The following is a 21,857-nucleotide window of genomic DNA, read 5'->3' on the forward strand; positions in this document are numbered from 1 at the left end:
GCGGTGACTGCTCCACGCAGTACACCCGCAAGGTCAACCTCAACACCGTCGACGTGACCGGCACCGGCTCCAGGGACGAAAGCCCCCGAGGGGGGAGGGCGAAGCCCCCGAGGGGTGCAGGGGACGCAGTCCCCGCCGGGGCCCGGGGCGGAGCCCCGTGACTCCAGCCTCCTGAGGAACCGTGTCGGGTGGGTGGGCGGGAAATCTCCGGGGTCCGGGGCGGAGCCCCGTGACCTCGGCATCGTGAGAAACCGTGCCGGGTGGGCGGGCGGGCAAAACCCGAGGTCCGACGACCGCCGGCCCGGTGGGCAAAGGCAACGATCCCAGGGAGAACCGTGCCGGAAGGCCACACCATCCACCGCCTCGCCCAGGACTACGCCGCCGCCTTCCTCGGCACGAAACCCCGCACCACCAGCCCCCAGGGCAAGTTCACCCCCGCCGCCACCCTCCTCACCGGCACGGAGCTCACCCACACGGAAGCCCACGGCAAGCACCTCTTCCTCGGCTTCCGCGACACCGACTGGGTCCACATCCACCTCGGCCTGTTCGGCAAGGTCACCTTCGGCCCGGCCCCCGAGCCGCCCCCCACCGACACCGTCCGCCTCCGCCTGGCCGACGACACCACCTACGTCGACCTCCGGGGCCCCACCACCTGCGCCCTCATCACGCCCCCGGAGAAGCAGGCCATACACGACCGCCTGGGCCCCGACCCCCTCCGCGACGACGCCGACCCGGACACCGCCTACCGCCGCATCACCCGCAGCCGTACGACGATCGCCGCCCTCCTCATGGACCAGAAGGTCATCGCCGGCGTCGGAAACGTCTACCGCGCGGAGGTCCTCTTCCGGCACCGCATCAACCCGTACCGCGCCGGCAAGGACATCACCCCCACCGAGTGGCACGCGATATGGACCGACCTCGTCGACCTCATGCACGAGGGCGTCCGCAACAACCGCATCGACACGGTCCGCCCGGAACACACCCCGGAGGCGATGGGCCGCCCACCGCGCGTGGACGACCACGGCGGCGAGGTGTACGTCTACCGCAGGGCCGATCTGCCCTGCCACATCTGCGGCGGCGAGATCCGCACCGCCGACCTCGCCGCCCGCAACCTCTTCTGGTGCCCGGCCTGCCAACGCCCCTGAAACGGGCGCCCGTCCGTCAGAACCCGTGCGGCAACCACGGCGGCACGGTCGTCCCGAACCCGAGCGACGCCTCCGCCAGCGCCCCCCGCCGGATCTCCCGTACCCGCCCCGCCGCCGCCAACGAGGCCAGCGACACACCTCCGAGGTAGGCCGCGCCCAACTCCCGTACGGACAGGGCGACATCCGCCGCATCAGTCGTACGCTCGCAGGACGCCCCCTTCGGGTCTCCGGTCAGCCGCCAACGCCCCGCGTTCCAGGGGCAGAACGCGTCCTCCACCTCGAACACCACATCCACCGGCGTCTGATACGTCCGCGCCTCCAGCGCGGCGCCCACCTCCACCGGCCGCACGTACAGCGAGTCCCGGAACCACGGGTGACACCGTCGCTGGTCGGACACCAGGTACTGCCACGCGTCGTCCACCGGACGCCCCCGCATGGTCACCTTCGACGTCAGGTCGATCCCGAGCAGGAAACGCCACAGCGCCGCGTCCGCCGCAGGGTCCAGCGCCGCCAAGTCCGCCACGCTCACCGTGCCGTTGGACCCGGCCAGCTCCCACTCGGGTTTGACGCGGAACCGTGCGTACCCGACCGTCTCCCCGTCCCGCTCGGCGAGCACGCACTGCAGGGGCGACGCCCCCTCCCGCTCGCTCTCCGGATCGAGCACCCCCAGCCGCTCCCAGCCGGGCCGCCGGGCCAGCATCCCGGGCCGCGCCGGAACCAGCCGGGCGTACAACGCCTCGCACACGTCGAGCACATCGGCCGGCACCGCGTACCGCACCCGTACGTCATCCGTACCGTCCGGCACCGACAGCCGTACCCGGGTCGTGTCGATCTCGGCGGCCAACGACAGCGTCCCGTTGCCGTATCCGAACCGCCCGTAGATCGCCGGCTCGGATGCGGTGAGCACGGCCAGCGGCTCCCCCCACGCGCGCACGTCGTCCAGCTGCCGCCGCATCATCGACGTCAGCAGGCCGCGCCGGCGGTGCGTGGCGGCCACGCTGACCATCGTGACGCCCGCGACCGGCAGTGAGGCGCCACCGGGCACCGTCAGCCGGAAGCTGAACGCCCCGGCCGTCCCCACGCACTCGTCCCCGTCCCAGATGCCGAGGGAACGGTCGTACTCGGTCAGCGAGCGCCACAACTCCCGCTCCTCGTCGGACTCCGGCACCCCTCCGAAGCCCCGGACCAGGGTGTCGTACCACTTGTCCCAATCGTCCTGCCGCAGGACCCGCAGACCGGGCGAAAGGCCGTTCGCGTCAGTTGCCATGAACCATGCCTACCAGCGCGATGCGGGACGGGCGAGGCAATTTCTGCCGGGCGGCGGCGGTGCGGAGCACGGTGAAGTTCACTGTGATGTCGGCCCTCGGACGGGGGACAAGTAGGACCTCCCGTGCCAAGGCACTGGTCCGATGGATAGGGTCCCGAACTAATGGCATCAGGACGAGAGCGGCGCGCGGAAGCCGAGACGTTCACGGCCCGGTTGAAGAAGCAGTGGCACCGGGTCCGTGTCGGCGTGCGCCGGGCCGCCGTGGACTACTTCCGCGGCAACGGCTCCGACTGGATCGCCCTGGTCGGTCTGCTCCTGACCGTCCCACTGATCGCGGCTGCCACGCTGGCGAACTCGGTGTGGTTCTCCCCGGCCGCGCTGGTGCTGCCCGTCGTCGTCGGCGGTCTGCTGCTGCGGCCCGCCAGCCTGCTCGGCCTGTACGCGGCGGCGGCCACGGCGCTGATCGTGGAGTCGGTGCGGCTCGGCCCGTACACGGAGGGCCCGTCGCGGGTCACCCCGGGCGTCGTGCTCGTGGTCGCGGCCTGCGGTTTCTTCGGGCTGCTGCTGGCCCAGTTCCGCAGCCGGGTCGGTGTTCCCTGGCGGCGCGGCGGCACCATGCTCTTCGACCTGCGTGAACGCATCCGGGTGCAGAGCAAGCTGCCCGACCTGCCGGACGGCTGGCACCGGGAGATGGCGCTGCGCCCGGCGGGCGGTCAGTCCTTCTCGGGCGACTTCGTGGTGGCGGCGCGCACCAACGGCGGCCGTACGCTGGAGGTCGTCCTCACGGACGTCTCCGGCAAGGGCATGGACGCGGGCTCCCGCGCCCTGCTGCTGTCCGGCGCGTTCGGCGGCCTGCTCGGCTCCCTCCCGCCACACGCCTTCCTCCCCGCAGCGAACGGCTACCTGCTCCGCCAGGACTGGGACGAGGGCTTCGCCACCTCCATCCACCTCGTCCTCGACCTGGACTCCGGCGACTACGAGCTCTACTCCGCGGGCCACCCGCCGGGCCTCCAGCTCAGCGCCGGCACCGGCCGCTGGGAGGAGAAGGCCGCCGAGGGCCCGCTCCTCGGGGTGTACGACGGTGCCCAGTTCGACCCGGTGAAGGGCTCACTGCGGCCCGGGGACGTGCTGATGCTGTTCACGGACGGCCTGGTGGAGACCGCCGACCGCGACATCGTCGAGGGCATCGACCGCCTCACCGGGGAGGCCGACCGCTATGTGGCCGGCGGCTTCCACGGCGCCGCCTGGCATCTCATCGAGGCCGTGGCCAAGGACGTCAACGACGACCGGGCCCTGCTGCTGATCTGCCGCGAAGGCCCGACGGCCGCCGCGAACCGCTGAGACACTGAAGCGGTGAGCGAGACAACCCGTATGACCCTGGCCCAGGTCGAGGCCACCGCCCGTGCCGCGCACTCCGGCCAGACCGACAAGGCGGGACGGCCCTACGCGGAACACCTCCAGGCCGTGGCGGAGGGCGTACGGGCGCGGGGCGGCGACGAGGAGCAGATCGCGGCGGCCTGGCTGCACGACGCCGTCGAGGACGACGCCCTCTCCGCACAGTGGCTGCGCGAGGCCGCCCTGAGCAGCCGTACGAAGGACATCGTCCTCGCGGTCACCAAGCAGGCGGGGGAGCCGCCGGAGGCGTACGCCGCGCGGATCCTCGCCACGCCCGGCGCGCTGCTGGTGAAGGAGTCGGACCTGGCGCACAACGCGGACCCGGTGCGGCTCGGGGTGCTGGACGCGGCGACCCGTGAACGACTGACCGAGAAGTACGCGCGGATGCGCGCACTTCTCGGTCTCGTCGGATGAACGCCGCCCCGGGGGTCAGGCGTTGACCTTCTCGCGCTCGCGCTCGCGCCGTTCGGCGCTCTGGCGTTCGCGGGCCTGCTCGGCCGCGTCCCGCTTGAAGGCCCAGTCCATCTTCGGCTCCATCGCGAACCGGAAGACGCGCTGCACCGGCTTGGTGCACAGCACCGTCACGACGGCGGCCGCGAGGACGGTCACGAGGATCTCACCGGACGGCCGGTGCAGCCAGGACGCCTCGAACCAGCCCTGGTAGTCGCCGGCCTTCACCAGGAAGCCGTGCAGCAGGTAGCCGTAGAGCGTGCCGGCACCGAGGGCGGTGAACCACATGTGGCGGCGCGGCACCCAGGCGAAGAAGCAGGCGGTCAGCACCAGGGAGCAGCCGAACATCGCGAGGACCATGACCGGGCCGGTCCACCACGGGGCGCCCAGTTCCTGTGCGGCGTCACGGTGGTAGAACCACGCGGTGTTCATGCGCGGCACCGCCCACCAGCTGAAGGCCAGGGCGGCGGCGAACACGGGCACCGACGCGATCCGCACCGAACGCGTGCGCACCATGTGGAAGTGCTCGGGCTTCATGACCAGACCCAGCACGAAGAACGGCAGGAACTGCAGGACGCGCTGCAGGTCGAGGTCGTCGCCGATCTCCGGGGTGACGGTGGCCAGCATGGCAAGACCGAGCGCGAGCGGCAGCGGCCAGCGCACCAGGTTCCAGATGGGGGTGGTCAGCCGCCAGATGAACAGCGCGACCAGGAACCAGGTCAGGTACCAGGGGTCGAGGAGGCTGATCTCCTGGTGCGGGTCGTTGTCGATGACCCGCTTGAAGAGCGGATAGGCCGTCTCGAAGATGATGTACGGCACGGCCACGCCGGTGATCAGGCGCTTCAGCCGGTCGGGGCGCATGTCGAAACTGCGCGAGAAGTAGCCGGAGATGAGGATGAACGCCGGCATGTGGAACGCGTAGACGACCTGGTAGGCGGCCTCGAGTATCCGGCTGTCGCCCTTGAGCGGCTCCCAGGCGTGGCCCATGGCCACCAGCACGATCGCAAGGTACTTGGCGTTGTCGAAGAACGCGTCGCGTTGCTTGCCGTTCTGCTTCTTCTGCGTGCTCTGCGGCGAGCGGGGGCTCGGCACTCCGTCGGCCGGCGAATGTGCCGGGGGAAGTGGCGCCCTGCGGTCGCCGTTCGGTCGCAGCGAGTTCGTCACAGACCCTCCCACCAGGAGCTCGGGGAGACGATCCGGGACCTCGCTGCGCGTGCGGGGGACGAGGCAGCGTGGAACATCTGAGGCACCCTAGCGTTCCCCGCAGCTATTCGTAAAACGCCGGACGTCATTCCTGGCTATTCGCTGCGAGTACCCCGGATTACGGGTGGTTGACGTCACTGTCGGCGTGATGGCCAACACATCGCCCACTGGCGGTTTGTGTGTACTGCCCCGGCCCTGGTTATCGTGATACTTCCGGACTAAGTGGCGCATAAGACCAGCAGGCGACTCCCGTGGAATGTCCGCTTCCGTCCTCTTCGGAGCGTGCCTCGCGCGGGTGTTGATGGCCCTGTGGCAACAATTCGAATTACCTGCGAACGCGTTGTGTGGAGACGGAAACGATTCGGCCGAATTCCCTGCGCGGGTGGCTCGTCGAATTGCCGTGCGACTGCTCGGAGTCGGGTCCCCGACGCGCGGGCGGCTCACACGGGAGGGGGCGACACGGATGTGGTCGATGTGTCAGCGCCCGCATAGCCCGGCCGCGTTGGTGGCACGATGGTTCTGGCGGGGTGCGCGGGGTCGCGTCCCCGGGCCGGGAGAGCGGACCGACCGAGGGTGTGATCAGTTGTGGCCATTTCACTGTCTGTGGTGCTGCTGTTGGCGATCATCCTTGTGGTGTTGCTGAGAGGCGGATCGATCAAGGCCGGTCCCGCCATCGTGGCGGTCCTCTTCGGCTTCTTCCTCGCCTCGACCGGCATGGCCGACGACATCCAGCGGTTCCTCAACTCGATAGCGGAGACCATCAACTCCATCAGCTTCTGACCGGGACGGCGCACCTCCCGAGCCCCGCGCCACGCGCCTCCGGCACGGGCGGCTACGCTCGCCCCGACCACAGGACGGTGCGTGACGGGGGGAACGTACGGGGATGGCGCTGCGCGATTCCGACCCGGTGGATGTGGGCGGCTACCAGATCGAGGACCGCCTCGGCTCCGGCGGCATGGGCGTGGTCTACCTGGCCCGCTCGGCCTCCGGCCGCCGCCTCGCGATCAAGGTCGTGCACAGCCAGTACGCCGACGACGACGAGTTCCGCGCCCGTTTCCGCCGCGAGGTGGCAGCCGCCCGCCGGGTCAGCGGAGCCTTCACGGCCCCCGTCGTGGACGCGGACGCCGACGCCGCGCACCCCTGGATGGCCACGCTCTACATACCCGGCGCGGACCTCGGCACCCACGTCCGCGAGCACGGCCCGCTCCCGCTGCCCCGCCTGCGCGGTCTCGCCGCCGGCCTCGCCGAGGCGCTGCGCGACATCCATCGCGCCGGAGTGGTCCACCGCGACCTGAAGCCGGCCAACGTGATGCTCGCCGAGGACGGCCCCCGCGTCATCGACTTCGGCATCTCCCGCGCCGCCGAGTTCGCCGCCTCGGACGCCCTCACCCAGACCGGCCGCGTCATGGGCACCCCGCCCTTCATGTCCCCGGAGCAGTTCGCCTCCCCGCAGGACGTCGGCCCCGCCGCCGACATGTTCTCCCTCGGCTCGGTCCTCACCTACGCCGCCACCCGCCGCGGCCCCTTCGACAGCCCGAGCCCGTACGAGACGGCCCTGCGCGTCGTCGAGGGCGAACCGGACCTGACCGGCGTCCCCGACGAACTGCTCCCCTTCATCCGCGTCTGCCTGGAGAAGCATCAGAAGTCCCGCCCCGCCGCGGACGAACTGTTCACGCTGCTCCGTGCAGGCGGTACCCCCGGCCCGCTCACCGTGTCGGGCACCGGCGTGCCCCGCCCCGTGCGTCCGTGGCCGGGCGCACGGCCGACCGAGCCGGCCGGCACGGTCTGGCCCGACGCGGCCCGCACCGAGCGGAGCAGAACGTCCCACGCCCTGCCCGCCGAAGCGGACGACGGTGCGGACGCCGTAGCGGCCGGAGGGCTGGACGACGGGACGCGCGCCGGTCTGGACGACGAGGCGCACGACGGGACGCATGCCGGGCTGGACGACGAAGGGCGCGACGGGACGCATGCCCGGCTGGACGACGAGGCGCACGCCGGGCGGGACGCGGCGCGGCGTGGCGGTCCGGGCCGCCCCCGGCCCGACAGGACCCCGACGGCACAGCCCCGGCCGCCACGCGACCCGGCCGGGACACGGCCGTCCGGGCCCGGGCGTACTCGCAGCCGCCGCCGACACGGGCTGCTGCTGATCTCGGCCGCCGCGGCCGTCGCACTCGCCGCGATCGTCACCACCACCCTCACCCTGATCCGCGACCACGACCGCCCACCCTCGTCCACCGCCCAGGTGGCCGACCCTCCCAAGGGCGCGGCCGACCTCCCCGAGGGCTGGAAGCCGTGGGTCGCCACCGCGAAGGCCCCCACGGGCAGCGAGGGCGGCCTGGCCGGGACCGACACCTCCTTCAAGGGCTGCTCCGTCGTCGGCGCCTCCCTCGTCTGCGCGGGCTCCGACCTCATGGCGACCCGCTTCGGCCTCGCCGACGGCCGCAACACCTGGAGCCGGCCCGTCGACACCACACCCGACGGTGCCTCCGGCGACGAGGGCGCACTCATCGGCACCGGCGACGGCCGCGTCTACGCCTACGGGGCCGAGGACGCGGAAGGCACGAGCGGCGTGGGGTCCAGCTACACGGTCCACGCCCTGGCCGCGGACACCGGCAAGGAGATCTGGCGGACGCCGACCGGCAGCGGCGAGATGGCGAGGGTCCCCGAGGGACCCCAGGGCGCTGCCACGGCTGTGTCCGAGGGTGTCATCACCTTCTACGGATCGCAGGGCGACCAGTACGCCCTGCTGGACGCCGCGACGGGCAAGGTCCGCTGGCGGCAGCCGGAGCCGCAGACCCGCGGCGACTGCGTCCTGGACGCGGCGGCCGACCGCGCCTACCTGCTCTGCACGACCATGGCGGACGACGAGAAGGCCGCCGAGACCACCGTCTCGCAGATCGATCCGGCCACCGGAAAGTCCCGCTGGACCGTCGAGGCCGAAGGCGCGCTGCACCTGCTCGGCCGGCACGAGGGACGCCTGGTGCTCGCGGACGGCTACTCCACGGCCCGGGGTCTCGCCCTGATCGACGTCGCCTCGCACGAGCTCACCGTGCGCCGACTGGCGAAGCCCCGGCCCGAGGGGTCGAGGGCGTACCTGGCCCGCGGCACCGTCTACTTCACGCGCAGCAGCGGCGGCGTCCGCGCCGTCGCGCCCCTCACCGGGCGCACGCTGTGGGAATCCAACTCCACCCTGGAGCGGCAGGGGCCGCCGACCGCCTCGGCCACCCACGTGTACTTCGCGTCGCCCAGCGGCCGCCTGGCCGCGCTGAACGCGCGCAGCGGCAAGGTCGAGGACACCCGATACGGCCGCGACGACGGCGGCCGGGTCGACAGCCTCCTCGTCACCTCCGGAGCACCACCCCTCCTCGTCGGCGACGCCCTGTACGTCCCGTACGGCGTCCGCTCCATCTACACCGTGGACGTCCGGGACCTCTGACACCGGCTCGCGACGACTCCTCCCGCGACCAAGAACACCGTGTCCGTCGGTCAGCGACCGTGCCTCAGCCGATCGACCCAGCGGCCAAGACCTCGCCGTGAGCGTCGCGGACGCGGACGGTGATCCTGCGCGCCTGTCCGACTGGCTTCGTGAGGGCCGCGGCCCCAGTGATCGTCAGGCGACAGGATCGGCGCCTTGCGTTCTGCCTGAGCCCGGATCTCGACGTGAGATTCGTGGGCAGTGACACGGAACGCCTCCTCATAGGAGGCCAGGGCCGCACTCATGGCTCCGCCCGCGAGGCCCCGGCGACGAATGCGTGAGCCCAGCCACACGAAGAAGCCCAGGACTGCGGCAAGTACTCCGGTCGCGATCAGGAACGGTAAGAACGCATCCATGGACACGAGACTACTGACACGGCTCAGGGCCAGGTCGAGGAATGATCCTCTGACCTGGCCCTGAGCCATATGGAGCGGGCGACGGGAATCGAACCCGCGTAGCTAGTTTGGAAGACTAGGGCTCTACCATTGAGCTACGCCCGCACAGCACGCGCCGCAGGTCGGGGGACCGCGGCACTGAAGGCATCGTAGCGGGTCGGCCCCCTCCGTCGCACACCGCATTCCCGCCGGGGACGGCGCGGCACACACCCTGGGGAAATGCGGCGGCCGCACCGCCGTGCGGCATGTACCCTACGTGTCGCACCAGACGGGGTGTGGCGCAGCTTGGTAGCGCGTCCGCTTTGGGAGCGGAAGGCCGTGGGTTCAAATCCCGCCACCCCGACCAGCCACCCGATCACCTCGCGTGATCGCCCATCGGATCACTCACGTGATCGCCTTTTGGGCGGTGTAGTCGCTGCCGTTACTATGCAAGCTGCACGCCCGTGTGTCCTCATCGTCTGAAGTCCTCCGGGCGGCGAAATCCGCCGGGCCGTTCTGGCCCCGGCAGAAACCAAGAAGTCAGCCACAAGGAGACCGAACCGTGAAGAGCGCCGTGGAGACCCTGAACTCGACTCGGGTTCGGCTCACTGTCGAGGTGCCCTTCGAGGAGCTCAAGGACAGCCTCGACGCGGCGTACAAGAAGATCAACCAGCAGGTCACGGTGAAGGGCTTCCGCAAGGGCAAGGTCCCGGCCCGGGTCATCGACCAGCGGTTCGGCCGCGGTGCGGTTCTGGAGGAGGCGGTCAATGACGCGCTTCCGAAGTTCTACACCGACGCGGTCAACGAGGCCGAGCTCAGCGTGCTGGGCCAGCCCGAGGTCGACATCACGGAGCTGAAGGACGGCGAGACGCTGAACTTCACCGCCGAGGTCGACATCCGCCCCTCCATCGAGATCCCGGACTTCTCCGGCATCGAGGTCGAGGTCGACGCGGTCGAGGTCACCGACGAGGACGTCGACAAGGCCGTCGAGGAGCTGCGCGAGCGCTTCGCCTCCACCGCCCCGGTCGAGCGTGCCGCCGAGGACGGCGACGTCGTGACGATCGACCTGCAGGCCAAGGTCGACGGCGAGGTCCTGAGCAGGCCAGCAGCGCGGCGGCCGCGGTGCCGCCCTGGACGGCCAGGTCGGTGAGGCCGGTGTCGACGAGGGACACGCGCAGCTTGGCGACGGTGGCCCGGTGCAGCGCTGCCGACCGCTTCTCCAGCCGCTCCCGGGTGCGCCCGACGGCGCCTGCGGCCCGCAGGGCGGGCATGCCCTGCAGTGCTTCGAGGTAGTCGGCGCCCAGTTCCTCGTAGGTGTCCCAGTGTTCCTTGCCGCGCCGGGCGAGGAGCCGGTCCCAGGCGCGCGGCCCGACCAGCGCCAGCAGGAGGGCGGGGACGAGGCCGAGGAGTGCGGCCGGTTCGACGACCACCAAGGCGGCGAGCAGGAAGGGCGGCACGGTGAGGGTGATCAGGAGCTGCGGCAGGTAGCGGGAGACGTAGGCGTCGACGCCCTCCACGCCGTCGACGAGAGTGGTGCGGACGGCTCCCGCGCGGGCGGTGGTCAGGTGCGCGGGGCCCAGCCGTCCGAGGTGGGCGAAGAGTTCGTCCCGCAGAGCGACCCTGACCCTGGCCCCGGCGCGGGTGGCGGTGCGCCGCTGCCAGGTGCCGAGCCCGGCGCGTGCGGCGACGACGCCGAGCACCGCGGCGAGGAGCAGCGGGAGCCGGTCCGTTTCACCGCGGGCCAGGTCGGCGAGGGCCACTGCCAGGAGCACAGCCTGCGCCAAGTGGGTGAGGGTGACGGCCGCCTGCAAGAGGGTGGCCGCGAGCAGGGGGCGCCGTGCGTGGCGTGCGGCGCGGCGCAGCTCGGGGTGGACGATCACGAGGTCTTCTCCTCGTCGGGGCGGGTGGTGCCGAGGGCCAGGCCGTGGACGATCCAGTCCCGGCCCGGTGGGGCGCCGAGGGCAGCGCCCAGGTCCGCCTGCTGCCAGGAGCCGACGGGGCGGGCGGCCAGCCCACGCCGTACGGCGGCCAGGTGGGCGAGGTGGACGGCGAAGCCGGCCCGTAGGTGCGTTCGGCGGATCAGCGCGGCGTCGGCGTCCGCCGGGCAGCCGTACGCGAGGAGGACGGCGCCCGCGTCCGCGATCCACCCCTGCCCCGCTGCCCATACAGCGAGCGTCGGCCGTGCCTCCCCCGCCGCGAGCCGCCGCAGTGTGCCGTCGGGGGCCGACTCGACCAGTTCGGGTTGCGGCTCACCGACGGCCGCGCACCAGGCGAGCTCACCGGTGCTCGCCCGGACGGCGGTTGCGAGCACCGTACGCAGAACGTCCCGCGACGGGGTGCCTGTGAGCGGTGGCGCGGCGCTGCGGCGGGCCAGCAGCTCGCCGGGGGCGGGCACGTCCATGGGCGGGCTCGCCCCCTCGGGCTGAGAATCCCGGCCTGCCCTTCGAGGCAGGGTGAAGTGCAGTGCGGCCAGGGGGCCTTCGCTCAGCCCGTCCAAGCGGAGTGCTGGCTCTGCCATGTCCAGCGCGCGGGCCGCGAGCCACAGCGTCGCGGCGACGTGCCCGGTGTCCAGCAGCATCAGCGGCCAGGCGCGGTGGCCGTAGTGGGAGACCGTGCGCCGTGGGGTGACGGACAGTTCGACGGTCGCCCCGGGCAGTGTGCCGTCGGGTTCCTGGCCGATGCGGTGCACGCGGTGGCGCAGCGGGTCGTAGCCGTAGCGCCCGGGCGGCAGCGGGCAGCCGGTGCCCACGACGAGCTCGGCGTCCACCGGGTGCAGCCCGCCGGCGGAGGGGGCGGGCCGCAGCCGCCCGGAGCCGTCCGAGGCCGCCAGGGAGAGGCGGAGCAGCCGGTCCAGGTCCGGCTGCCCGGGGGCGGCCTGCGGCAGGGCGTACGACGGTCCGGGCCAAGCGCGGACGACGGGACCGGCGGACGTGTCCGGGCCGGGCCGCTCGGGCGAACGGGCGCGGGCGAGGGCGGTGACGAGGTCCAGGCGCTCATGAAGGAGGTCCACGGGGAGGAGGTCCCTCACATGTGCGGCGGAGGAGCCAGCGTGAAGTCCTCCGGCGCGCTCGGCACGGTCGTCCGCCAGCCGCGGGCGACAGCGGCGTCGGCCAGGCGCGGGCAGCCGAAGTAGCCGAAGGCGGCGGGGGCGTTGGGCAGGAGCCCGGAGACGAGGACCCGGGCGACGCGCAGGGACGTCTCGGCCACGTCCTCGGTGGTGAGGTCGAACGTCATGATGCGGTGGCCGCCCTCGTGGAGCGCACGTTCCAGCCGGTCCCGGCTGCCGGGCTCGACCGCGTCGATGGAGACGGTCCCGTGCGCGGGGTCGGTGAACCGCCGGGCCTCGGGCGCCATCCGCTCGTCCAGCCACACCTGGACGTGCGCGCCCAGGTCCCGGACGTGCTCGAACTCCTCGCCGCACAGGTCGAGGTAGCGGCCGTCCTCGCGATGGTCCAGGTACAACCCGCGCGCGAGCAGTCCGGCCTCGACGGCCTGGAACACCCAGCCGTCGGGGTCGGTGAGACCTCGGGTGAACACCCAGGTGTGGACGGCTTCGAGGACGGCCTTGCGGGCGGCCTCGGCCGGGTCGTGCTTGCAGGCGAAACCGGCGGCGTACAGGCCGAGCCGGGGGTCGTGGACGAGCGCGGCCATGCAGGGGGCGAACTCCGAGGGTATCTCGACGAGATGGACGTCGAGCGCGGATCCGGCGAGGTCGTCGGTGAGGCCGGGCACGGTGCCCGGGTCGATGCCGCGGGTCGGGCCGTCGAGGTGCCACCACAGTTCGAGTGCGTCGCGTTCGACGATCTCCAGCAGGCCGCGCTCGACGGCGTCGCCGAAGCCTTGCCCGGTGGCGATCCCCGCGTAGTTGAGGTGGTGGGTGCGCGGCAGTGAACGCAGCTCGCCCTGACGCCAGTTGAGGTGGGTGAGTGCGACGGGCGCCCAGACCTCGGCGGTCCGGCCCTCGGGCAGCCGTTCGGTGCCACGCGTCCACAGCGACGGCGTGTCGGCGGTGAGGGGGCGGTAGGGGAACTTCTCCCGGGCGTACTGCCAGTCGGCATAGGTCGGCAGTTCGTCCGGCCCGTACAGCCGCAGCCCCTTCTCGGCCAGTTCGGCGGCCGTGGCACGCAGGGGGGCGTCGGGGTGGCCGGGCGGCGGCACGCGGTTGCCGCAGTACCGCTCGATCCCCTCCGCTATCGCGGCTATGCGCGCGCCTTCGGGGTCGCCGAAGGTGGTGCCCAGCGACACCCGGTCGGCGGGCCACAGGCCGAGCCTGCGGGCGTCGGCGATCTCGGCGGTGAGCGCGATGTAGCGGGGCGGTGCGCCCACCGGGTGATCGACGGGCTTGACGTCGCGGACGATGCCGCAGACGGGGTCGACGAGAGCTTCCAGCGGCAGCGCCGTCATCGCGGGATCTCCTCTGCGGGATGGGCGGGAGTGGGACGGGACAGGAGCACGGGCAGCCGGAGCGCCACGCTCCCGGCGTCGACCTCGCGCCGGGAGGGGAGCAGCCGGCTGGCCGTGACCGGGTCGTCGCCGGTGTGGGGGTTGCGGGCGTGGGCCGGGAAGTGGTGCCCGGCGATCTCCAGGCGGAGCCGGGTGCCCGCGGGCAGCCGCCGCGCGAGCCGGCCGAGCCCCACGGTGAACTCGGCTTGCCTTCCTGGTGGTTCCTCGCGCCGGACGACCCCGACGGCGAGCCGCTGAGCCACCCCCTCGGGGGTGAGTGCGACGAGCCGGACGGCCCAGTCGGCGGACGGCGTGTGGGCGGTGGCCCGCAGCCGCACCTCCACGGGCCCGACCACGTCCAGCGGACGCGGCAGCGGCGGAGTGACCAGCAGACAGCGGTCGGGCGGGCCGTTCTGGGGAACGGCCAGGTCCTCGGACGACACGGGGCGTTCGGGATCGGCCGTGAAGGAGGAGCCGTGCAGCAGACGCATGTTCTGCGTGCGCGGCTCTCCCTCTGCGTCGGCGGTCACCCACAGAGTGCTGCCGCCCAGGCCGACCACGCCACGCTGCCCGGGAGCGAGGTCCCCGGCGAGAGCGCGGCGGGCCCATCGCACATAGAGCTCGCCGAGACTCACCCGGTGTGCCGGATCGGCGTCGGGTCCGGGCGCGGCGACGAGGCCGTGCCCCCAGGGTCCCAGCAGCAGCCGCGCCGACGGGCCGCCCCAGCGGCGCCACAGCGTCACGGTGTCCTCGGTGAAGTGGTCGTGGTGGCCGCCCACCGCGAGCAGGGGCATCCCGGCGTACTCCGCTCCCGAGAGAAGCCGGCCGCGTTCGCGGTGCCGCCACAGGCCGGGCCACGAGGGCAGGCTCCGGCCGAGCCGGCCGGGGAGGCCGGTCAGCGGCAGATGGGTGAGCAGGCCGGGGTCCGCGGCGAGGGCCTTGTCCAGGGCGTTGTCGTCGGAGTCCGTCCGGTCGCCGTGGGCCGCCCACCATCCGGCGCGGGCCAGCAGCCGTTCCACGCCGGAGGGCTCGCGGGCCGTCTCGGCGGTGCCCAGCGCGGGCACGGCGGCGATGACGGCGTCGGGCCGGGCGTCCGTGGGCTCGTCGAGCGCGAGCGCGAGGGCGCAGTGAGCGGCGTAGGAGGCGCCGACGGCGACCAACCGCCCGTCGTTCCATGGCTGTCGGCGGATCCAGCGGGCGGTCGCCGCTCCGTCGGCGGCCTCGTTCTCGTACGGGTGCCACTCCCCCGGCGACGCGTGCCGGCCCCGTACGTCCTGGACCAGTGCCGCGAACCCGTGGCGGGCCCAGCCGCGCAGCTCGGCGCGGTGCCGTGTCCGGTCGTAGGGCGTGCGGATGAGGACGGCCGGGAAGGGGCCGCCGCCGTCCGGGAGGTGGAGGTCGGTGGCGAGCCCTTCGACGGCCACCGTGGACGGCGTCATCCGGCCTGCTTCGGCATCGGGGCGACGTCGGGGACGGGCAGCACGGGGTGCTCGGTGACGGTCAGCGTGCGCAGGTCGACGCGCCGGAGCCGGCGCCGGGCGGGGAGGCCGTCCGTGTCGGTCGCGCCGGTGATCCACCGGCTGAGGTCGTCGGCGAGCAGGGCGGCCAGCAGCCCCGCGGCGGGCGCGGTGAGGTGAACGGGCGCACCGGACGTACGAGGCCCGCTCCAGTAGGCGGCCAGCTCGCGGTGCGCGGGTGTGGCGGCGAGCCGGCGGGCCCGGACGTGTGCCGAGGTGACGTCCCCGGCAGTGGCCGCGAGGGGTTCGACGTACGCCTGCCAGCCCTCGCGGTGGCAACGCAGCCAGGCGATGCCGCGCTCGGGCAGCCGGTCGGCCGCGTCCCACAGCCCTTCGGGCACCGGCCCGTCGAGACACCACACGACGGCGGCGGGATCTCCGGCGGACAGGTCGTCAGGCGACGGTGACGGGCTGCTGTGCACGGCCGTTCGCGGCTCGGCGCCCAGCGCGCGCAGGAGCGCGGCCAGTGGTTCGATCAGGACGGCGTCGCCCAGCAGCCGGATGTCACGGCGGCCGGCGGGCCATCGCGGGCGCCGCGGTCCGTCCGCCAGGTACCCGGCGTCCTCGAAGGCGCGGACGATGCGGTCGATTTCGTCGTCCGGCTTACCTGCGGCCGTACCGGAGAGGCGGGACAGCAGGGCGTCCTCGTCCGCGTCCTTCGTCCTGACAGTGAGGAACTCCCCCTCGGCCGTACGGACGGCGAGACCCCGCCCGGGTACGGCGACGACCTCGACACCGGGCACGAGCTGGCTGCGGGACACGTCGATCCTCCTGCGGAAAAGGGGCCTTGGAAGGGCGTGGGCCCGCCCGCGAGGTGACGGGCGGGCCCACGGTCGAGGGTGCTGGACCCTCGCTTACTCCTCGGTGTCCTCGAAGGGGTTCTCGACGAGGGCGTTGGAGTGCGTGGCCGAGGCGTGAGCCAGCTGACCCGGGTCGGCGATCGGCGCGAAGACCTTCTCGGTGTCCATGAACTCTCCTTCTTCATCAGGGAGATATGGCGTTCTGGTGAGCGCCACACCAGGACTCTAATGAATATGATTTTCATATTCTAGAGCTGGGAGAGGGTGATCTGGATAACACACGGGCCAGCCCCCTTCGGGGTCCCGGCCGACCCGGCCGGCCACCCGGAGGACCTCTGCGAGCAGCCCCGGCGTGACGACCTCTTGCGGCGTGCCGTCGGCCACCACCCGGCCGTCGCGCAGCGCGACGATCCGCTCGGCGAACCGGGCGGCGTGGGCCAGGTCGTGCAGCACCATCACCACGGTGAGGACGCGCTCCTCGCGCAGGCGGACCACCGTCTGCAGCACGTCGAGCTGGTGGTGCAGGTCGAGGTAGGTGGTCGGCTCGTCGAGCAACAGGACGCGGGTGTCCTGGGCGAGCGCCATGGCGAGCCGCACCCGCTGCCGCTCGCCTCCGGACAGGGCGTCCACATCACGCTCGGCCCACTGCTCCACGCCGACGTCGCGCAGTGCGCGGCGTACGACGGGGTCGTCGCCCTCGCGCAGCATGCCGAGCGGGCCGCGCGCGGCGTACCGCCCCTGCCGGACGAGTTGCCGCACCGTCATGCCGGGGACAGCGGGGGCCGACTGGTGCAGCAGCGCGACCCGTCGGGCAGTGGCGCGCCGGGACAGCCGGGCGAGGTCGTCACCGGCGAGCAGGACACGTCCCTCGTCCGGCTGCAGCAGCCCCGCGGCGAGCCGCAACAGGGTTGATTTCCCACAGCCGTTGAGGCCGATGAGGGCGGTCAGCTCACCCGGCTCGACGGTCATGTCGACGCCGCGCAACACGGGTTGGCCGGGGTAGCCGAAGTGGACCCCCTCGGCGCGGATCCCCACGGACTCGGTCATGCTGTGTCCTTCGGTCGAAATCAGAACGTACGGCCCGGCGCGCGGCGCACGACGAGCAGCAGCAGCGCGGCCCCGAGGCAGGAGGTGAGGGCCCCGACCGGCAGCGTGAGCCGCCCGGAGTCCAGCGCGTCCGCCAGCAGCCGCGAGGACAGCTGCGCCGCCGCGTCCGCCCCGCACACCACGGCCGCGCCCACCAGGGCGGCGCCGGGCAGGGTCACCCGCAGGTCGGCGCCGAAGACGGCCAGGGCGAGGTGCGGTACGAGCAGCCCGACGAACCCCAGCGCTCCAACGGCGGCCACCGCACCCGCTGTCAGCGCCACCGCGCACAGCAGTGCGAGCGCCCGGGCGCGGGCGGCGGACAGCCCGGCGGCGAGGGCGATGTCGTCCCCACAGCGCAGCAGGGTCAGCGGTCCTGCCAGCAGCCATGCCGCGGCACCCCAGGCCAGCGCCCACGGCCACAGCAGGTGCCAGTGCTGCCACACCCGGCCCTCCGTCGTGCCGACGAGCCACTGCACGACGCTGCCGAGTTCGCCCGGCGCGACGAGCAGCACCATGGCGGTGAGCCCGCCGAGCACCGCCGACACCAGCACGCCATGCACGGCGGTCTGCGCGGGCTCGCTGCGGCCGCGTCCGGCGAGCAGCCACAGCAGCGCGGCCCCGGCACAGCCGCCCACGCACGCGGCGACGACCACGGCGAGGGGCGATTCCCACCCCGCGAGTCCGAGGCCGGTCGCGGCGACGGCACCGAGCACCGCGCCCGGCGTCACACCCGTCACCTCGGGTCCGGCCAGCGGGTTGCGCAGCGCCGACTGCAGGACCAGGCCCGCCACACCGAGGCACGCCCCCGCACCGAGGGCCACCAGGAGGCGGGGCAGCCGGAGTTGGAACAGGATGTGCCGTTCCGTCGTATCGCCGCCCCCGCCGAGAACGTCCCAGACCACGGCCGGGGACATGCCGCGCCCGGCCACCAGTTCGACACCGGCGCATACGACGGTGAGTGCGGCGAGTACCGCGAAGCGCCGGCTCACCGGGCCTCCTCCGCTCCGGTCGTCTCACCGTGTGAAGCGGAAACACCGGAAGGGCCGTCGCTCCCGGGAGCCCCTCGACGGACACTCTCTCGGGCCCGCCTGGAAGGCTCCCCCTTCTCCGAAGGACTGGAGGGCACGGCCTGGGCGCCCTGCGGCGCCGAGCCCGCGGCAGCGGTGGCCGCCGTTCGGCGCCGGGTCGTCGGCCTGCGGCTGCCCGACCGGAGCAGGGCGACCCCGGCGGGCACCCCGACCAGAGCCGTCCACGCGCCGACCGGCGTCTCCACAGGCGCCAGGGCAAGGCGGGCCGGGACATCGGCGACGGCCACGACGACGGCGCCCCACGCAGCCGACCAGGGCAGCCAGCGCACCGCGTCCGCCGCGGGATCGAACCGCCGCGCCAGGTGCGGAGCGAGGAAACCGACCCACGCAACCGGCCCGCAAACGGCCGTCACGGGTGCGATCAGCACGACGGCGATGGCCAACGCGGCCAGCCGGGCCCGCTGGGCGCGCACACCCAGCGCCTCGGCATCCTCGTCCCCGAGCCGCAGCACGGAGAGCACCGGCGCGCAGAGCACGAGCGCCGGAACCGCGACGAGCAGCCACGGCCACAGCCCGGTGACGTCGTCCCAGGTGCGGGCGGAGAGGGAGCCGAGCAGGTAGCGGTAGATCAGCTGGAGGTCGAGCTGGTCGGCCATCACCATCAGCACGAGCAGCGCGGCCTGCATCGCGGCGGCGACCGCGGCGCCGGTGAGCAGCACGGCGGACGGACTGCGCCCCAGCCCCGCGGCGAGCAGCGTGAGCCCGCCGCCCATCGCGGCCCCGCCGATGGCCGGCAGGGGCTGAACAGCGGCAGGGAGGGACACCGACAGCACCAGCGGCGCGGCCACCCCGAGCGCGGCACCGGACGACACACCCAGCATCTCGGGGACGGCCAAGGGGTTGCGCAGCGCCTCCTGCAGCACGAGCCCCGCCGCACCCAGACAGGCCCCGGCGACGAGCGCCAGCACGAGCCGGGGCACGCGCAGCTCGGTGACGACGATCCCGGCGAGCGTGCTGTCCGCCTCCATCAGCGCACCGGGCAGCCGGTGCAGCGGGACATGGGGCGTGCCCAGGCTCAGCGCGCAGGCCGACGCGGCGACCAACAGGGTGACCACGACGGGCAGTTGCCATACTCCCGCTCGGCGCACGGATCGCCGTGCGCCGGATGCCGGGTCACCTGCTGCGGTGTGTGTCGCGGTGGGCGCGCTCACCGCAGCGCGGCCGTGGCCTCATCGAGGACGATGCCCAGCGAACGGGTACCGCGCCCCTTGGCCCACACCTCGGAGTTCACCTCGTGGACGTCGCCGTTCCTCACCGCCGGGATCTTGCCCCACAGGGGGTTCTTCGCCAGCTTCTCCGACAGCTTGCCGTCCGCCTCGCCGAAGCTCAGTGTCTCGACGAACAGCACGTCGACGTCCGCCGCGAGAATCTCTTCGAGGCTGTAACTGCCCTCGACTCCGCGGGACTTCCAGGGGTAGTCGGCGAGCTTCGGGAAGAGACTGGCGGCCAGGTCCGTCTCCGGGGTGGCGACGCCGAAGTTCTCGTCGCTGCCGTAGATGATGAGCGCGGTCTTGTCGCTCCTGTTCTTCTCGGCCTGGGCGAGCTTGGTGCGGAAGGCCTTCTCGGCCTTCTCGCCCTCGGCGGTACGGCCGGTGAGGGCGGCGACATCACGCAGGTAGCCCACGCTGTCCTCCCACGTCTCGGGCTGCATGGGCCAGAAGGTGGTCGCGTCCTTCAGGGCCGGGGCGAGCTTGCCGTGGGTGTCCTTCAGGCCGATCACCAGGTCGGGCTTGTGGGAGAGGATCGCCTCCACCTCGGGCGCGATGAACCCGCCGGGGATGACGTCGACCTTCTTCGCCTTCTCCTCCCCCAGGAAGTCGGGGTGGGCGAGGAGTGCGCTGTTGGTGGCCGTGGGGACGATGCCCAGCTCGGTCAGGATGTCGTCGCACAGCGCGAACAGGCAGACGATGCGCTCGGGTTCCTTCTCGAGGGAGACCTTGACGCCGCCCGCGTCGGTCAACGCCCGTGTCGCCTTGATGGGTTCGACGGTGACGTCGGTCTTCGGGCCGGCCGCGGCGGCCTTCTCGCTCGCCGGTTCGGTGGACGATCCGCACCCGACCAGCACCGAGCCCACCAGCGCTGCGGTGATCCAGCCTCGGACGAATCTCGACGGTGAGCGCAGCATCGATGCCCTCGCTTCTTCTCAGGGACCCGGAACGCACCGAAGATACATGATAATCGTTTTCACCAGGACCTGTTTTCATGGAGGCATCGATGACAGCCGCCCTCGCCTTGCTGCTCGTCTCCGACCACCTGGAGGGATCCGTCCACGTGCTGGCCGTGCCGGACGGCACCGAGACGGGCCGCCTCACCGGCCGTCACCTCTCGGAGCACGCCGGATTCCTGCCGTTGCCGGGCGGGCGAGCGGCCTGCGTCGACGATCGCAGGGGCGAGTTGCTGGTGCTCGACCCCTTCGGCGATGAGCTGGTGGAGACGGCGATACCGGTCGCCGTGCCGGCCGAGCACCTGGCCTGCGACCCGTCCGGCCGGTGGGCGGCCGTCACGACGGGCGTGGGCGAGAACGGCGAGCCGTGGTCGGATTTGCTGACGGTCGTCGACCTCACGACGGGAGACGCGACCCGGGTACGCACCCGCGTCGGCGAACCGGGTGCGACGGTTATGGGCAACGGTGATCCGCTGGTCGTCCTACGGCACCGGGAGCCCGGCACACTGGCCGTCCACCGGTTCGCCGACCTGCTCGCGGCACCACCCGGCTGCCCTCCGGTCGCGCCCCACACACACCTTCCGCTGCCGGACGACGGACACGGGGACGCTCAAGACCCGTACTCGAGCCACGTGTTCGCAGCCACGGGTGACGGGGTGCACCGGGCACGCCGCGAGGGAAACACTCTCGCCCCGGAGCAGACGATCCCCTGGGATGCACCTGCCCGGGGCTGGTACCTGCGGCTCGACACTCGGCGACGGGCGCTGTGGTCGACACTGCGGGGCGGTCCCGCAGACCCGCTGCGGTGGCCGGAATGGACCAACCAGGCATGGCGCCACGACCTGGAGACGAACCGCACCACTCTGACCGAGCTCGGCCCCGGCCTGGTCTTCCGGCTGGCCCTCGCCCAACACCACACCGCGTTCACCCGCATTCATCCGGACGGCGACGAACTGATCCTCCTGGACGCCGACGACACCGCCCGCCGGGTCTCGCTTCCCGCCATGGACGGCGCACCCCGCCGCGGCGGCACCCCCTGGGAGGGCGTCCAACGCCGTGCGGTGGCCGCCTCGCCGGGCTCCGACTGGGTCGCCGTCACCCGCGGCGGTCACGGCGAAGTCCACGTCTTCGACGCCCGAACCGGCAGCGAAGCAGCCCGATTGCAGCTGGACACCCCCCTGAGCCACGGCGGCCACGCACTGCTGCGCACGCGGACCGACGGCGCCGAAGACGATCCCGTGGGCCGCTGACAGCAGGGCCGCGCCTCGCGGCCGGTGCAGGGCAGGGCGCTCCTCGGCCCGAGCCGAACCGCATGCAGTGGTCCTACGCCGATCCGGCCCAGATCACCTTCGAGGCGTTATTGCTCCAGCAGGGATCGGAGAAGCGCCTCCGATAATCGACTGAAGCCGTAGCTCCGTAATTTTCTCGGTGTCGGGACGGAACAGGTCGG

The 21,857-nt window shown here is 72.7% G+C and carries 17 protein-coding genes, 2 tRNA genes and 2 pseudogenes; 8 read left to right on the top strand and 13 right to left on the bottom strand.

What is annotated here, in order from left to right; translation table 11 throughout:
• Positions 1-335 precede the first annotated feature (335 nt).
• Positions 336-1,145, top strand: a complete 810-nt coding sequence (locus ABT116_RS24505; RefSeq protein ID WP_351637541.1) for an Fpg/Nei family DNA glycosylase — start codon at positions 336-338, stop codon at positions 1,143-1,145.
• A gap of 16 nt (positions 1,146-1,161) precedes the next feature.
• On the opposite strand, the gene ABT116_RS24510 is transcribed toward ABT116_RS24505, so the two are convergent.
• Positions 1,162-2,412 (bottom strand): GNAT family N-acetyltransferase, encoded by a 1,251-nt coding sequence (locus ABT116_RS24510; protein ID WP_351637543.1) that lies wholly within the window; start codon positions 2,410-2,412, stop codon positions 1,162-1,164.
• 162 nt (positions 2,413-2,574) lie between these two features.
• On the opposite strand from ABT116_RS24510, the gene ABT116_RS24515 reads away from it, so the two are divergent.
• Both ABT116_RS24515 and ABT116_RS24520 read left to right on the top strand, forming a co-directional pair.
• The gene (locus tag ABT116_RS24515) at positions 2,575-3,753 is read left to right on the top strand and encodes a SpoIIE family protein phosphatase (RefSeq protein ID WP_351637545.1); all 1,179 of its coding nucleotides are present in this window, start codon (positions 2,575-2,577) and stop codon (positions 3,751-3,753) included.
• 30 nt (positions 3,754-3,783) lie between these two features.
• Entirely contained in the window at positions 3,784-4,221 is a 438-nt protein-coding gene (locus ABT116_RS24520) for an HD domain-containing protein (RefSeq protein WP_351637570.1), read from the top strand.
• A gap of 15 nt (positions 4,222-4,236) precedes the next feature.
• Here the strand turns inward: ABT116_RS24520 and ABT116_RS24525 are convergent, their stop codons facing one another.
• Complete coding sequence (locus ABT116_RS24525; protein WP_502983931.1) at positions 4,237-5,349, bottom strand: acyltransferase family protein; 1,113 nt, start codon at positions 5,347-5,349, stop codon at positions 4,237-4,239.
• 696 nt (positions 5,350-6,045) lie between these two features.
• On the opposite strand from ABT116_RS24525, the gene ABT116_RS24530 reads away from it, so the two are divergent.
• Both ABT116_RS24530 and ABT116_RS24535 read left to right on the top strand, forming a co-directional pair.
• On the top strand, positions 6,046-6,240 hold the full coding sequence (locus tag ABT116_RS24530; RefSeq protein WP_003990237.1) for a hypothetical protein: 195 nt from the start codon (positions 6,046-6,048) through the stop codon (positions 6,238-6,240).
• A 103-nt stretch (positions 6,241-6,343) separates the two neighbouring features.
• Complete coding sequence (locus ABT116_RS24535; RefSeq protein WP_351637549.1) at positions 6,344-8,896, top strand: protein kinase domain-containing protein; 2,553 nt, start codon at positions 6,344-6,346, stop codon at positions 8,894-8,896.
• Positions 8,897-9,361: 465 nt separating this feature from the next.
• Here ABT116_RS24535 and ABT116_RS24540 read toward each other — a convergent pair.
• Positions 9,362-9,435: transfer RNA gene (locus ABT116_RS24540), tRNA-Gly, on the bottom strand.
• Positions 9,436-9,599: 164 nt separating this feature from the next.
• Here ABT116_RS24540 and ABT116_RS24545 point away from each other — a divergent pair.
• Both ABT116_RS24545 and tig read left to right on the top strand, forming a co-directional pair.
• A tRNA-Pro gene (locus ABT116_RS24545) sits at positions 9,600-9,676 on the top strand.
• Between the two features lie 195 nt (positions 9,677-9,871).
• Positions 9,872-10,405 (top strand): annotated as a pseudogene (gene tig, locus ABT116_RS24550) (trigger factor); the annotation flags it as partial.
• Here the strand turns inward: tig and ABT116_RS24555 are convergent.
• The 10 genes and pseudogenes from ABT116_RS24555 to ABT116_RS24600 form a co-directional block, all read right to left on the bottom strand.
• Positions 10,404-11,189 (bottom strand): annotated as a pseudogene (locus ABT116_RS24555) (ABC transporter transmembrane domain-containing protein); the annotation flags it as partial. The pseudogenes tig and ABT116_RS24555 sit on opposite strands and share 2 nt — an antisense overlap.
• On the bottom strand, positions 11,186-12,319 hold the full coding sequence (locus tag ABT116_RS24560) for a nitroreductase family protein (RefSeq protein WP_351637551.1): 1,134 nt from the start codon (positions 12,317-12,319) through the stop codon (positions 11,186-11,188). The pseudogene ABT116_RS24555 and the gene ABT116_RS24560, both read right to left, overlap by 4 nt.
• Positions 12,320-12,333: 14 nt before the next feature.
• The gene (locus ABT116_RS24565; protein WP_351637553.1) at positions 12,334-13,713 is read right to left on the bottom strand and encodes a YcaO-like family protein; all 1,380 of its coding nucleotides are present in this window, start codon (positions 13,711-13,713) and stop codon (positions 12,334-12,336) included.
• Positions 13,710-15,191, bottom strand: a complete 1,482-nt coding sequence (locus ABT116_RS24570) for a CocE/NonD family hydrolase (protein WP_351637555.1) — start codon at positions 15,189-15,191, stop codon at positions 13,710-13,712. Before ABT116_RS24570 ends, ABT116_RS24565 begins: the two co-directional genes overlap by 4 nt.
• Positions 15,188-16,030: a hypothetical protein gene (locus ABT116_RS24575; RefSeq protein ID WP_351637557.1), complete on the bottom strand. Its 843-nt coding sequence runs from the start codon at positions 16,028-16,030 to the stop codon at positions 15,188-15,190. The genes ABT116_RS24570 and ABT116_RS24575 overlap by 4 nt, the downstream gene beginning before the upstream one ends.
• Before the next feature lie 93 nt (positions 16,031-16,123).
• A complete protein-coding gene (gene amiA / locus ABT116_RS24580) occupies positions 16,124-16,237 on the bottom strand; it encodes a streptamidine family RiPP (RefSeq protein ID WP_268256018.1) in 114 nt (37 codons plus the stop codon).
• 57 nt (positions 16,238-16,294) lie between these two features.
• Positions 16,295-17,116: an ABC transporter ATP-binding protein gene (locus ABT116_RS24585; RefSeq protein ID WP_351637559.1), complete on the bottom strand. Its 822-nt coding sequence runs from the start codon at positions 17,114-17,116 to the stop codon at positions 16,295-16,297.
• A gap of 20 nt (positions 17,117-17,136) precedes the next feature.
• Positions 17,137-18,144 (bottom strand): FecCD family ABC transporter permease, encoded by a 1,008-nt coding sequence (locus tag ABT116_RS24590; protein ID WP_351637561.1) that lies wholly within the window; start codon positions 18,142-18,144, stop codon positions 17,137-17,139.
• Positions 18,141-19,298, bottom strand: coding sequence for a FecCD family ABC transporter permease (locus ABT116_RS24595; RefSeq protein ID WP_351637563.1), 1,158 nt, complete (start codon positions 19,296-19,298; stop codon positions 18,141-18,143). Before ABT116_RS24595 ends, ABT116_RS24590 begins: the two co-directional genes overlap by 4 nt.
• Positions 19,299-19,390: 92 nt before the next feature.
• Positions 19,391-20,368, bottom strand: coding sequence for an ABC transporter substrate-binding protein (locus ABT116_RS24600; protein WP_351637565.1), 978 nt, complete (start codon positions 20,366-20,368; stop codon positions 19,391-19,393).
• Between the two features lie 89 nt (positions 20,369-20,457).
• On the opposite strand from ABT116_RS24600, the gene ABT116_RS24605 reads away from it, so the two are divergent.
• Entirely contained in the window at positions 20,458-21,657 is a 1,200-nt protein-coding gene (locus ABT116_RS24605; protein ID WP_351637568.1) for a YncE family protein, read from the top strand.
• Positions 21,658-21,857: the final 200 nt, after the last annotated feature.

This window comes from Streptomyces sp. NPDC002130 (assembly GCF_040296465.1).
Taxonomy (GTDB): domain Bacteria; phylum Actinomycetota; class Actinomycetes; order Streptomycetales; family Streptomycetaceae; genus Streptomyces.

Coding starts and splice junctions, on each gene's coding strand:
- ABT116_RS24510 (WP_351637543.1), bottom strand. CDS start 2,412: ATGGCAACTGACGCGAACGGCCTTTCGCCCGGTCTGCGGGTCCTGCGG.
- ABT116_RS24515 (WP_351637545.1), top strand. CDS start 2,575: ATGGCATCAGGACGAGAGCGGCGCGCGGAAGCCGAGACGTTCACGGCC.
- ABT116_RS24520 (WP_351637570.1), top strand. CDS start 3,784: ATGACCCTGGCCCAGGTCGAGGCCACCGCCCGTGCCGCGCACTCCGGC.
- ABT116_RS24535 (WP_351637549.1), top strand. CDS start 6,344: ATGGCGCTGCGCGATTCCGACCCGGTGGATGTGGGCGGCTACCAGATC.
- ABT116_RS24565 (WP_351637553.1), bottom strand. CDS start 13,713: ATGACGGCGCTGCCGCTGGAAGCTCTCGTCGACCCCGTCTGCGGCATC.
- ABT116_RS24570 (WP_351637555.1), bottom strand. CDS start 15,191: ATGACGCCGTCCACGGTGGCCGTCGAAGGGCTCGCCACCGACCTCCAC.
- amiA (WP_268256018.1), bottom strand. CDS start 16,237: ATGGACACCGAGAAGGTCTTCGCGCCGATCGCCGACCCGGGTCAGCTG.
- ABT116_RS24585 (WP_351637559.1), bottom strand. CDS start 17,116: ATGACCGAGTCCGTGGGGATCCGCGCCGAGGGGGTCCACTTCGGCTAC.
- ABT116_RS24600 (WP_351637565.1), bottom strand. CDS start 20,368: ATGCTGCGCTCACCGTCGAGATTCGTCCGAGGCTGGATCACCGCAGCG.
- ABT116_RS24605 (WP_351637568.1), top strand. CDS start 20,458: ATGACAGCCGCCCTCGCCTTGCTGCTCGTCTCCGACCACCTGGAGGGA.